9 protein-coding genes are annotated in these 12,900 nt (G+C 39.8%); 3 read left to right on the forward strand and 6 right to left on the reverse strand.

The annotated features are described in order from the left end of the window. Position 1: 1 nt before the first annotated feature. On the reverse strand, positions 2 to 3,166 hold the full coding sequence (locus tag AC07YT_RS12505; RefSeq protein WP_494945336.1) for a SusC/RagA family TonB-linked outer membrane protein: 3,165 nt from the start codon (positions 3,164 to 3,166) through the stop codon (positions 2 to 4). Positions 3,167 to 3,990: 824 nt separating this feature from the next. On the opposite strand from AC07YT_RS12505, the gene AC07YT_RS12510 reads away from it, so the two are divergent. Then, a complete protein-coding gene (locus tag AC07YT_RS12510; RefSeq protein WP_086547519.1) occupies positions 3,991 to 4,746 on the forward strand; it encodes an SDR family oxidoreductase in 756 nt (251 codons plus the stop codon). 115 nt (positions 4,747 to 4,861) lie between these two features. Here the strand turns inward: AC07YT_RS12510 and AC07YT_RS12515 are convergent, their stop codons facing one another. From AC07YT_RS12515 to sucD, 5 genes are all read right to left on the reverse strand, one after another. Beyond that, positions 4,862 to 7,246: a ribonucleoside-diphosphate reductase subunit alpha gene (locus tag AC07YT_RS12515; RefSeq protein WP_086547520.1), complete on the reverse strand. Its 2,385-nt coding sequence runs from the start codon at positions 7,244 to 7,246 to the stop codon at positions 4,862 to 4,864. A gap of 143 nt (positions 7,247 to 7,389) precedes the next feature. Continuing rightward, a complete protein-coding gene (locus AC07YT_RS12520; RefSeq protein WP_025145778.1) occupies positions 7,390 to 8,361 on the reverse strand; it encodes a ribonucleoside-diphosphate reductase small subunit in 972 nt (323 codons plus the stop codon). Between the two features lie 455 nt (positions 8,362 to 8,816). Continuing rightward, positions 8,817 to 9,197, reverse strand: a complete 381-nt coding sequence (locus AC07YT_RS12525; protein ID WP_086547521.1) for a septal ring lytic transglycosylase RlpA family protein — start codon at positions 9,195 to 9,197, stop codon at positions 8,817 to 8,819. 144 nt (positions 9,198 to 9,341) lie between these two features. Beyond that, positions 9,342 to 9,845: a methionine-R-sulfoxide reductase gene (locus tag AC07YT_RS12530; RefSeq protein WP_086547522.1), complete on the reverse strand. Its 504-nt coding sequence runs from the start codon at positions 9,843 to 9,845 to the stop codon at positions 9,342 to 9,344. A gap of 377 nt (positions 9,846 to 10,222) precedes the next feature. Continuing rightward, on the reverse strand, positions 10,223 to 11,095 hold the full coding sequence (gene sucD, locus AC07YT_RS12535) for a succinate--CoA ligase subunit alpha (protein WP_057931931.1): 873 nt from the start codon (positions 11,093 to 11,095) through the stop codon (positions 10,223 to 10,225). Positions 11,096 to 11,533: 438 nt separating this feature from the next. On the opposite strand from sucD, the gene AC07YT_RS12540 reads away from it, so the two are divergent. Together AC07YT_RS12540 and AC07YT_RS12545 are read left to right on the forward strand one after the other, a co-directional pair. Continuing rightward, complete coding sequence (locus AC07YT_RS12540; RefSeq protein WP_086547523.1) at positions 11,534 to 11,962, forward strand: cupin domain-containing protein; 429 nt, start codon at positions 11,534 to 11,536, stop codon at positions 11,960 to 11,962. Positions 11,963 to 12,028: 66 nt separating this feature from the next. Next, positions 12,029 to 12,718 carry a VIT1/CCC1 transporter family protein gene (locus AC07YT_RS12545; RefSeq protein WP_086547524.1) on the forward strand — a complete coding sequence of 230 codons (690 nt, stop codon included), beginning with the start codon at positions 12,029 to 12,031 and terminating at the stop codon, positions 12,716 to 12,718. Positions 12,719 to 12,900: the final 182 nt, after the last annotated feature.

Here is a 12,900-nt window from a genome sequence, read left to right on the forward strand (position 1 = left end):
CTTATAAACTTAGGGATAGACCAAACTGCACAGATTTACTATTCGGATATACACCGTTATCAACCCCGGCAGCTAATAAACTTTGTCCGTTTACACTTGCCTCAGGATCAAAACCAGTATATTTTGTCCAGGTAACCAAGTTGGCACCAGAAACATAAATCCTGATATTTTGGGTTTTAATTTTAGCAGCAATGTGCTTTGGCAACGTATAACCTAACGATACGTTTTTCAAACGCAAGTAACTTGAGCTCTCGATAAAACGATCAGAAATAGTGATAGCCGGATCTTGAAATGCTGCTTTTACATCGGTATTTGTATTGCCTGGTGTCCATCTATTAAGTAATTCCGTAGATCCGTTTACATAACCAGTAGCCAATTCCAGATTTGCTCTATTTTGGTTGTATAACTTTCCGCCTACATTAGCCTGTAGAAAAACATTTACATCGAAACCTTTATAGCTGAACGTATTGGTTAATCCGGCCAGAAAACCCGGCTGATTAGCAATAACGATACGATCATCGCCCTGGGTAATTTTCCCATCGCCGTTTAAGTCTTTATATTTTTGGCCTCCGGCCGATTTGTTTGCCTGCGGCGTAAGGGGCACATCGCCAGCTTGAATAACGCCATCGGTTTGATACACGATAAACGAGCCTAAGGGATAACCTACTTTAGCAATAGATGGCGCATTGTTGTTTGGGATATATTGGTTTACACCATCACCCAGGCTCAGTACTTTATTTCTGTTGACTGAGAAAAGTGCAGTGGTGCTCCATTTAAATTCATTGATAAAATTTCTTGTTGTTAACGAAAGCTCAATCCCCTTATTAGCTACTTCGCCAATATTTTGATAAACCACAGATGCCTGTGCATTATATGGATCAGACAAACCAGAAGTTCCGGGAACTGATCTGCTCAACAATAAATCGGTTGTTTTTTTGTAATAGTAATCGGCAGTTATCGCGATACGGTTATCAAATAAACCTAAATCGAAGCCTGCATCTACCTGCAAGGTTTTTTCCCATCCTAAGTTTGGATTACCCACGTTATTAGGAGCGAAACCAGCTACCGTTGTATTCGAGAAGTTATATCTGTAATAGCCAATTTGTCCTAACGATGAGTATGGAGGGATATTTTGGTTACCTGTATAACCCGCACTCAAGCGCACTTTCAGTTGGCTAATCTTTTTCCATTCTTTGGCAAAAGATTCGCTGGTTACGTTCCAGCCAAAAGCTGCCGATGGAAAATAACCCCATTTATTACCTTCACCAAAACGCGATGAACCATCTGCACGTAAAGTTAAGGTTGCTAAATAACGGCCATCAAATACATAATTTACACGACCTAAATAGGAGGCTAATGCCCATTGGATAGCAGTTGAAGATGCCGGGCGTTGCGTTACGCCAGTACCTATATTATTGTAGGTATAATCATCTGTTGCAAAGCCTGCGCCTTCTGCTACCGCACCTTTAGTATTGGATTTTTGAGCGGTAAAACCCACCACCGCATTTATTTTATGCTTCTCGGCAAATGTCTTATCGTAGCTTAGGGTATTTTCATTTAACCAGGATGATGTGAACAAACTACCTACAGTAGCAACGCCACTTAATGCCTGCCCCTCGCCAGTGGTAATTGGTAAATAACGATTTTGCTTATTGTCCGTTACATCAGCACCAAATAAAATTTTTGCTTTTAAGCCTTCCGCGATGGTATATTCAGCAGAAACGTTACCTAAAAAGCGATTGGTTTTTGTTTGATTAATTTGATTATACAAAGAGTTGATTGGATTTTGTAAAGCCGACTCAAAGGGGCTGATGACTACAAATGTGCCATCGTTTTTATAAATAGGTAAAGATGGTGGCGTAAGCAATAGGTTACCTACAATATTAGCTGGTGCCACATTTGCCGTGGTGCTACTTCCAATTACACTGGCAAAAATCCTCAGTCTTTTATTATACTCATGGTCTATGTTTAATCTACCCGCATACCTGGTAAAATTGGTATTCTGCAATACACCTTCCTGGTTAAAATAGTTACCAGACAATGCAAAACGCGTACGTTCAGAGCCCGAAAGGATTGAAATGTTATGGTTTTGTACAGGTGCATCTCTAAATGCAGCTGCCTGCCAATCGGTACCCACACCAGTAGTATCTAAACCATAACCACTTACCGACGGAATGACCAGATTTTTACCTGAGTTTTTAGCTGCATCTTTACGTAGTGCCCACCATTGCGCACCGTTTAACAAAGGCAACGTTCGGATTACGCTTTGACTGCCGTAATAACCATCGTAATTAATTGATGGGTTGCTGGGTTTACCCGTTTTCGTCGTAATAATAACTACACCATTGGCTCCCCTGGAGCCATAAATGGCCGTAGCTGAGGCATCCTTCAATACATCGATAGATTCGATATCTTCAGCACTCAAAAAAGACATTGGGTTTATTTTTGCGCCGTTGGTTACGCCTGCGTCTGCAGCAGTATTGTCGTTATTTATTGGAAAACCATCAATTACATAAAGCGGATCGCTTCCAGCAGTAATAGAGTTACTACCCCTGATTTGTACGCTAACACCCCCACCAGGTTGTCCGGAAGTTTGCGTTACCTGAATACCAGAAACCGTACCTTGCAACAGGCGCTCAGGCGAACTTACTGGTAAACTTTTCAGTTCATCTAATTTTACAGAAGCAATGGCTCCGGTTAAGTCCTTACGCTTTTGTGTACCGTAGCCCACCACAACAATTTCGTTCAGCTGTCCATTTTCCTCTTTTAATAAGATATTTACAGGACTTCCATCCACTATTAATTCTTGTTTTTGATAGCCTATATAGCTAACGACTAAAGTATATGGGAATTTTTGCCCGGTAATGAAACTAAATATTCCTTGTGCATTTGTTTGTGCAACGTGAGTTGTACCTTTAATTTGAACAGAGACACCAATTAAGGGGTCTTTAGTTTTCTCATCTAATACAGTACCTACTAATTTAGATTGTACTAATGGGATTGTCTGTTGCGCTTTAACGGTTACAGAAAGCCCCAGGTTTAATGCAATACCAGTTGCCAATAACATTAAAGTATAGCAAATTTGACTTCGGTAATTAGTTGTTAATGCGTTTCGTCTTTTATCGCAAAGGCTTGATGTCTCCCTTCGCTTTCGGTTATTATTCATGATTAGTTTTTATGGGGATTTAAGGGATTTCAATAACGAAACCCTTGTTTTTAAAAATTTTTGTTTGGAATTTATTACGCAATACGCGGCCACCACAGGCTTTAAATAGCATGAGTTAGCTTAACGAAACCGGCTGAAAGCTATCGGATTATTTGCATAAAATAATCTCAGCCCGGACTGGCGTACCTGATTTTATTGGAATAGAATGAACAGCCTAGTTAGGCATTCGACAATAGCCCCAACAACTTAGGGTACCTCTATTTTTAGAAAAGATTTTTTGCACCTGCAAAGTTAAAGCAAGGTGACATGATGAGGGTAAGGAAAATTTTTCCATATATTTGACTGTTTTTGTTAATGGTACAATTAATTAAAACAAAGAATTCTTAATCAGTAATGTGATTGGCGTTACGTACTGATTTCATTCTAATTAGCGGGGGTTAACTCCCCTGCTTTTTACACTTCAATTTTCTTTTTAAATCTTGTGCAAAGATAATAGTTATTTCCCTATAAGCAAGTAATTCTATAGATTTAGTAGTCTTTATTTTTTCATGCCATTATTTAATCCATTAAAAGTCTTTTTTTGCACTAAAAATATGATTGGTTGCTAAGTCTATTGCGATGGAGCCGACTAACAAGTACAAAAGTATGGTGGGACCAGTAGTTATTTTTTATTTCATCAAAAAGGTTTTGAGCGTTTGCCCAAACCTCTACATTATAATTGCTTTTAAGTACCTAAGCTACATTTAGCTTTCTTAAACTAGCTTAAGTTTTTCTTGCCAGGTACTGTTCATCTTTGTATAGCACAATTTATCCTAGCAAAGATTATGAAAATAGTAGTTATCGGCGGTACCGGCCTTATTGGTAACCAAATCGTAAATCAATTACAAAACAGCGGACATGAGGTGATCGCTGCCTCGCCCAATAAAGGAGTGAACACACTTACTGGCGAAGGTTTAAAAGAAGTATTGCAAGGGGCACAAGTAGTGATAGATGTATCTAACTCGCCATCTTTTGAAGATACTGCCGTAATGAACTTTTTCAAAACTTCCAATGAAAATCTGTTGCCTATGGCAAAGGCAGCTGGGGTACAGCATCATATTGCCTTATCTGTAGTGGGCACCCAAAAACTCCAGGCCAGCGGTTATTTTCGTGCCAAACAAGTGCAGGAAGACTTGATCAAAGCATCAGGCATCCCCTATACCCTTGTTCATGCTACCCAGTTTTTTGAATTTGCAGGAGGCATTGTTCAAATGAGCATCACTGATGGAAAAGTAATCCTACCTGCAGCCAACATTCAACCTATTGCCAGTAAAGATGTAGCTGCTTTTATGGCCAAAATAGCTTTGGAAAAGCCCGCTAACCAAATTCTTGAAATTGGCGGACCTGAAAAATATGATATGGCCATCTGGATAAGGCAATACTTGCAGGCCACTCACCAAAATGATGAGGTAACATCTGATGTTGAGGCGCCATATTCGGGGGCATTGTTAACTGCCGACACGTTAGTGCCCGAAGCGGCTGTTTTTCTTGGTGAAACCCATTACACTGATTGGATTGCGATTACTAAAAATCAGCGATAAAAAAAAGCCCGATACCATGTACCGGGCTTTTGTATTGGAGGGTGTTTTAGATGATCTCCTTTAAGATTCTATCTTGAGGAGACCTAAACAACCTTAGTATGATGATTGCTCGGGACTAGCCTGAGCAGCTGATACAGCCTTCTTCCATTGAACAAACTGGTCCGTCAACGATTTCTTCAGCAACCTGGTCTTGTGTCATTTCAGCTGGGATAACCGCTTCAATGGCTTTACCACCCTGGTTCTCTACCGTAAATTTAACGGCTTGAGAAGCTGCCTGAGTACGCAAGTAATACATACCGGTTTTTAAACCTTTCTCCCATGCGTAGAAGTGCATTGAAGTTAATTTTGAAGTATTTGGTGCGTTTACGAACAAGTTTAATGATTGCGATTGGCAGATATAGGCACCACGATCGGCCGCCATATCGATGATGTTACGCATCTTGATCTCCCAAACGGTTTTATACAATTCTTTAATGTAATCTGGAATTGAATCTATCGCCTGGATTGAACCGTTAGCCAATATGATCTGGTTTTTCATATCGTTATTCCATAAACCTAAGGCCACTAAATCTTTCAATAAGTGTTTGTTTACCACTACAAACTCTCCACTTAATACACGGCGGGTGTAAATGTTAGAAGTATATGGTTCGAAACATTCGTTGTTACCTAAAATCTGAGAAGTAGATGCAGTTGGCATTGGTGCAACCAATAAAGAGTTATACACCCCATCTTTAACTACTTTTTTGCGCAATGCATTCCAGTCCCAACGACCGCTATCTGGTGTAACATTCCATAAATCGAACTGGAATTTACCTTTTGATAGTGGAGAACCTTTAAATGTTTGGTAAGGACCATGTTTCACCGCTAAATCGTGTGAAGCCGTCATCGAAGCAAAATAAATTGTTTCGAAAATATCTTTATTTAAACGTTTAGCCTCATCACTTTCGAAAGGTAAACGCAATAAGATAAAGGCATCAGCCAAACCCTGCACACCTAAACCAACCGGACGGTGACGCATGTTTGAGTTTTCAGCTTCTGGTACCGGGTAATAGTTATGATCGATGATTTTGTTCAGGTTTAAAGTAGCCTGATAAGTTACATCGTATAATTTTTGGTGATCGAAAGCTCCGTTGATTACGAAACGAGGCAATGCCAATGAAGCTAAGTTACAAACTGCAACCTCATCTTTAGAAGTGTACTCAATAATTTCGGTACACAGGTTAGAACTTTTAATGGTACCTAAGTTCTGTTGGTTAGATTTGCTGTTCGCTGCATCTTTAAACAACATATATGGTGTACCGGTTTCGATTTGCGAATCTAAAATAGCAAACCAAAGCTCCTGTGCTTTAATGGTTTTACGGCCACGGCCTTCAGCTTCGTATTTAGTATATAAATCTTCGAATTCCTTGCCGAAACAATCTGCTAAACCTGGCGCTTCGTGCGGGCAGAATAATGTCCAATCGCCATTATCTTTAACACGTTGCATAAACAAATCGTTAATCCAAAGGGCATAGAACAAATCACGTGCACGCATTTCTTCTTTACCGTGGTTTTTACGTAAGTCTAAGAATTCGAAAACATCGGCATGCCACGGCTCTAAATAAATAGCAAAGGCGCCTTTACGTTTACCTCCACCCTGATCTACGTAACGGGCAGTATCGTTAAATACACGTAACATTGGGATAATACCGTTACTTGTACCGTTTGTACCACCAATGTACGAGCCAGTTGCACGGATATTGTGGATACTTAAACCAATACCACCAGCACTTTGTGAAATTTTAGCGGTTTGTTTTAATGTATCGTAAATACCTTCGATGCTATCATCCTGCATGGTTAACAGGAAGCATGATGACATTTGAGGTTTTGGTGTAGCGGCATTAAATAAAGTTGGCGTAGCATGTGTAAACCAACGCTCACTCATCAAGTTATAGGTTTTGATGGCACTTTCGATATCTTCTTTATGGATACCAACAGAAACACGCATAAATAAATGTTGCGGGCGTTCTACAATCTGTCCGTTAACTTTTAAAAGGTAAGATTTTTCTAAAGTTTTAAAACCGAAATAATCGAAACCGAAATCGCGGTCGTAAATGATAGAACTATCTAAAATGTCCTTGTTTTTTTCTATAATCTCATAAACATCATCAGCGATAAGAGGTGCCTCTTTCTGCGCTTTCGGGTCGAAATATTCGTACAACATTTTCATCGTACCCGAGAATGATTTAGTGGTGTTTTTATGCAAGTTCGAAACCGCAATACGCGATGCCAGCAAAGCATAATCAGGATGTTTGGTTGTTAACGATGCAGCTGTTTCTGCAGCAAGGTTATCCAACTCAGATGTAGTTACACCATCGTATAAACCTTCGATCACCTTTTTGGCTACATCGATTGGATCTACCAGATCTGAATTTAAACTATAGCACAACTTTTGAATACGAGCTGTGATTTTGTCAAATTGCACCGCTTCTTTGCGGCCATCTCTTTTTAGTACGAACATATTTTATGAGATTTAAGTTTTTTATTAAGTCGTGATTATCAAGCGTCAAGACTTAATCATCACTTTTGTATTTTTTATTATTTATTTAATCAGTATCAAGATTTAAGCGGCGGGTATTAAGATAATACCTTTCGCCCGCTACCTTAAAAGTCCTCGTCTAAAGAGAACGCCTGTTTGTTATTATCAGCAGAGGTTAACACACCACTTTTCTGATAATCGCCAACACGTTTTTCGAAGAAATTGGTTTTACCCTGCAATGAAATCATTTCCATAAAATCGAATGGATTGGTTGCATTATAGATTTTTTTGTAACCCAGCTCCTGTAACCATCTATCGGCCACAAACTCAATATATTGGCTCATTAATTTGGCATTCATACCAATTAGCGCTACTGGTAAGGCATCGGTAATAAATTCTTTTTCAATTTCTACCGCATCACTAATGATTCCGTGAACTGCTTCTTCGCTTAATTTATTGCTCAGCATGCTGTACAATAAACAGGCAAATTCGCAGTGCGAGCCTTCGTCTCTCGAGATCAACTCGTTACTGAAAGTTAAGCCTGGCATTAAGCCACGTTTTTTCAACCAGAAAATAGAGCAGAAACTTCCGCTGAAGAAAATACCTTCAACCGCAGCAAATGCCACTAAACGTTCGGCAAAAGTTCCGTTTTCAATCCAGCGTAAAGCCCATTCTGCTTTTCTTTTTACTGCAGGAACAGTATCAATCGCGTGGAACAAACGGTCTTTTTCTTCAGGATCTTTAATATAAGTATCGATTAACAGGGCGTAGGTTTCGGCATGGATGTTTTCCATCATAATCTGGAAACCATAAAAACAACGTGCTTCTGGCAATTGAACCTCACTCATGAAGTTTACTGCAAGATTTTCGTTCACGATACCATCACTAGCAGAAAAGAAAGCAAGGATGTGAGAAATGAAATGTCTTTCGCCATCATTTAAATTGTCCCAGTGTTTCTGATCGTCAGAAAGATCAATCTCTTCTGCAGTCCAAAAACTAGCTTCGGTCTTTTTATACATTTCCCAGATTGCCGGATACTTAATCGGCAAAAGCACAAATCTATCTTTGTTTTCTTGTAGTAATAATTCCTGTTCCATACGCTGATATTTTTAATTCTATTTTTTTAACAGAGCCGACAAAGGCACGCATCCATCAATTTTATATGATGATTGTAATGTCTTTTATCAAAACGCTGTTGTGAAAGTGCTAACCCTATTGCCTGGCAAACAACTGAGTTTTTAGTTAGGAAAATTTAAAATTGCAATCAGAGTGATATACGTATAAATTACTAAAAACTAAGCTTTTATATTTGTTTTCAAGCGCAAGAAGTTAAAGAACTTTGTTATAACAAATATATATACGGTGGCCCTTTTTTGTGAACCAAAGTTGTTAACACCCTACCCAATTGCTGGGGAAAAACGATCAGCCAAATATCATTTTCAAGCGAAAAAAAAGCTAATCGTTTCTTTTCAAGGGTTTAGCAAACCAAAATGAGTGTTAATAACTTAAATTTGAGGGGTATAATAAGCCCAGAATAGAGCTAAAAAGAGTATTACTCAACCGTGTAACTCAGGCTTACTTTAGCAATGCCTTTACGATAGATACCAATCTGTTTTGCAGCACGTTCAGACAAATCTATCGCTAATCTTTTAGAGAATGGACCACGGTCATTTACCTTTACAACGACCGATTTTCCGTTATCTGGATTGGTTACGGTAACGAGGGTGCCGAATGGCAGGGTACGGTGGGCGGCCGTTAATTTTTTTGCCCTGTATTTAGCGCCGCTGGTGGTTCGGCGGCCTTCGAATTTTCTGTGATAATAAGTGGCGAGAACTGTTTTTTTGATACTATCTGGTTCGTTTGATGAATCAGAATCTTGTGCTTTACCGAGTAAAAACAGGAAACAAAAACTTAATAACAGCAGATACTTCATAGGCTAAATTTTCTTTATCGAGCCTGCAAATATAAGCATTTAGTTTATAATCAACAATTTGTGGAAAAACAGCCCGATTTTGTGCATTAAAAAAGGCGTACAGCTTGTCGCCATACGCCTCTACCTAACCCTTCTACATCCACCTTATTTTTTATCCGGCACGAAATTCATGGAGATTGAATTTACACAATGACGGGTGTCTTTATTGGTAAATCCTTCGCCCAAAAATACGTGCCCTAAATGCGCACCACAGTTGGCGCAAACAATTTCTGTACGCGAACCATCGGCATCAGGAATACGCTTTACAGCGCCTTTAATTTCATCGTCGAAAGCAGGCCAGCCACAATGTGCATCGAACTTACTTTCCGAACGGTATAAGGCCGCATTACAACGTTTACAGGTATAAGTTCCTTTATCTGTTGTATGTTCATATTTACCTGTACCAGGATATTCTGTACCTTTATTTACAATTACTCTTTCTTCTTCGGGTGTTAATGGATTCCAGTTCATTTTCTTCTTTGGTATGATTTGTTCTGTTTCCTTCGATTGTTTTACGGCTTTCTTATCTTGCTTTTGCGCACAAGCTGAAACACCTGTTATTAAAACAACAGCAGAAAGCAAAAATAGTTTATTTAACATCGTTTTCATACCTCAATATACGTTATAGATGTGGTTTTGGTTTACTGGTTTAGTGCTTTGTATGAGTGTTTACAAAGGGATGATAATTTAGCTGGGAGTTGCGAGTTTTCAGTTAGGAGTTGACAGTTTTAGGTGCAGAACCTCACCCTGACAAAGTTTGGGCGATATGTTCATTTTCTGCATGTCCCTCTCCAGGAGGAGAGGGAGGTTAACAAACCTTAGCGCAATCGAGGTTAAAACCTATTACAATTTAAAACCTATTCTTTTCAGTGCTTCTATGTTTCCGTGGCAACTAATTTTTCTCCTATGTTTCTGCAGCGCCATGTAAAAACAAAAAGCGTCCCGAACTTAATCGAAACGCTTTTCTATAATGAGATTTTTAAATCTTATTTGGCTAATTCTTCTGCCATTGCAGCACCGATTTCAGCAGGACTTTCTACTACACGGATACCACACTCACGCATGATTTTCATTTTTGCAGCTGCAGTATCGTCAGCACCACCAACAATAGCACCAGCATGGCCCATTCTACGTCCCGGAGGCGCAGTTTGACCAGCGATGAAACCTACAACAGGTTTAGTACCGTTTTCTTTAATCCAACGGGCAGCTTCAGCTTCCATTCCACCACCAATTTCACCAATCATGATGATACCGTGAGTTTCAGGGTCGTTCATTAATAATTTAACTGCTTCTACAGTTGGTGTTCCGATAATCGGGTCACCACCGATACCGATAGCCGTTGTAATACCTAAACCCGCTTTAACCACCTGGTCTACTGCTTCGTAAGTTAAAGTTCCTGATTTAGAAACCACACCTACGTGACCTTTTTTGAAGATAAAACCTGGCATGATACCAATTTTAGCTTCATCAGCAGTGATTACACCCGGACAGTTAGGGCCGATAAGGGTAACATCGCGATCAGCAATATATTCTTTAACCTGAATCATATCCTTAGTCGGGATACCTTCAGTAATACAAACAATAACTTTAATACCACCTTCGGCAGCTTCCATAATTGCATCAGCAGCAAAAGCTGGTGGCACAAAAATGATAGATACATTTGCACCCGTTTTATCAACGGCATCTTTAACAGTATTAAAAACAGGCTTTTCTAAATGCAATTGCCCACCTTTGCCAGGCGTTACACCACCAACTACGTTTGTACCATAGGCCAGCATCTGCTCAGCGTGGTAAGTTCCTTCGTTTCCGGTAAAACCCTGAACGATAACCTTAGAATCTTTATTTACTAAAACGCTCATGTATCAATATTTTTTTTGTGCAAAGCTAATATTATTGAACTGGAATTCAAATCTAAAACCACATTATTTAGTCTGTTTTTTCAGTAAAATGTAAGGAAATGGTTTATGGCTGCTGTAGCCCGCTATATAGATTGTAATAGCAAAATGAATAGGAAACATTTAGACTAAAGGCCAAAGCGGAAAGACTAAAGCTACAGGCGTGCCTTAGGCGCTATAACAGCAGCAAACCTTTCGGTTATAAACCTGACCTAAGAACGGCAAACCATACGTTTTCAAATCAAAAACATTAATACTTAGGATTAGGAAATGAGCAGTTCAGCACTTTTGGAGAGCGGGTTTAGTAACAAAGTGCTGGTGCTTGTGGCAACATCCATGCAAAACGCCTAAATTTACTTTTCGAGCTGAAAGACTAAAGATAAAGACTACTTATAAAACCATATGATCAAAAAATTAATCCCTATCGCCGCTGTTTTCGCTGCTGCTTTCATTTCTATGAATGCACGTGCGCAGAATAGTGATACAACCAAATATATCCTACAAAACGATGTTGAAGTAGCCAAAGAAGAACCAGGAACACACAATGGCGGTGGTAAAACCATCGGTTTTAATTTTTTTAGTGAGGCCAAAAGCCTGAAAACCGTATTTAAAAAACGTACTTTAAAATCGGGTTCTGCTATAGGTTATCATTTGCAAAAAGAAGATGAAATTTATTATGTGCTCAGTGGAAACGGAACCATGCAGATGAACGGGAAAACGTTTGCAGTTAAACCTGGTGATGCCATTTTAACCCGTCCGGGCAGTTCGCACGGTATTGCCCCAAATGTAGGTAACGACCTGACTATTTTGATTGTTTACGAAAAGAAATGATGATATTCGGGAAATAAGGGGTTTTGACTCTGCAGACCGAAAAGAATAGCGCACACATCACCAGAAATGGAATTAGAAAAGCATTACACCAATAGAACGGGCTGGCTAAGGGCAGCGGTACTTGGTGCCAACGATGGCATAATTTCTACAACCAGTCTGGTTATTGGTATTGCCGCAGCCAGCGATACGAGAAGCCCAATTGTACTGGCGGCACTGGCCGGTCTGGTTGCGGGTGCGTTATCGATGGCTGCTGGTGAATATGTTTCGGTAAGTTCGCAGTCGGATATTGAAAAGGCTGATCTGGCACGCGAGAAAATAGAACTCGAAACCATGCCCGAATTGGAGCTGAAAGAGCTCGCCAAGATATATGTTGCACAGGGACTGGATGAAGATCTGGCCATGCAGGTAGCCATAAAACTGACGGAAAAGGATGCCTTGGCCACACATGCAAGAGATGAACTGGGCATTAACGAAATTACCCAACCCAAGCCACTTCAAGCCGCTTTTGCCTCGGGCGCATCTTTCATTAGCGGTGGCATCCTACCCTTTCTTGTTGCTTTTCTTGCTCCTATCAAATCGATGGTGTTTTATCAATATGGTTTCGCCATTGTGTTTTTGGCTTTATCAGGCGCAATTGCAGCAAAGGCAGGAGGCTCTGGTATGATTAAAGGAGTATTACGGATCTGTTTCTGGGGAACTGTTGCCATGGCAGTAACCGCTTTGGTTGGATACCTCTTTGACACTAAGATCAGTTAACAGTGCTCAGCTGGTATTTTACAGTTTTGAGCAAACAGTTCTATACTTGCAGCTCACCCTCTTCTTAAAAAGCTTGACGGTTTTGGCGGTTAATTACTACAACGCTCTAGAACCCATCTAAAGGATTGTAAATCCTTAGCTCTTGAATCGGGATTGCAAATCCCGACTAACGCATACAAACA

The organism is Pedobacter sp. GW460-11-11-14-TSB4 (assembly GCF_059423705.1).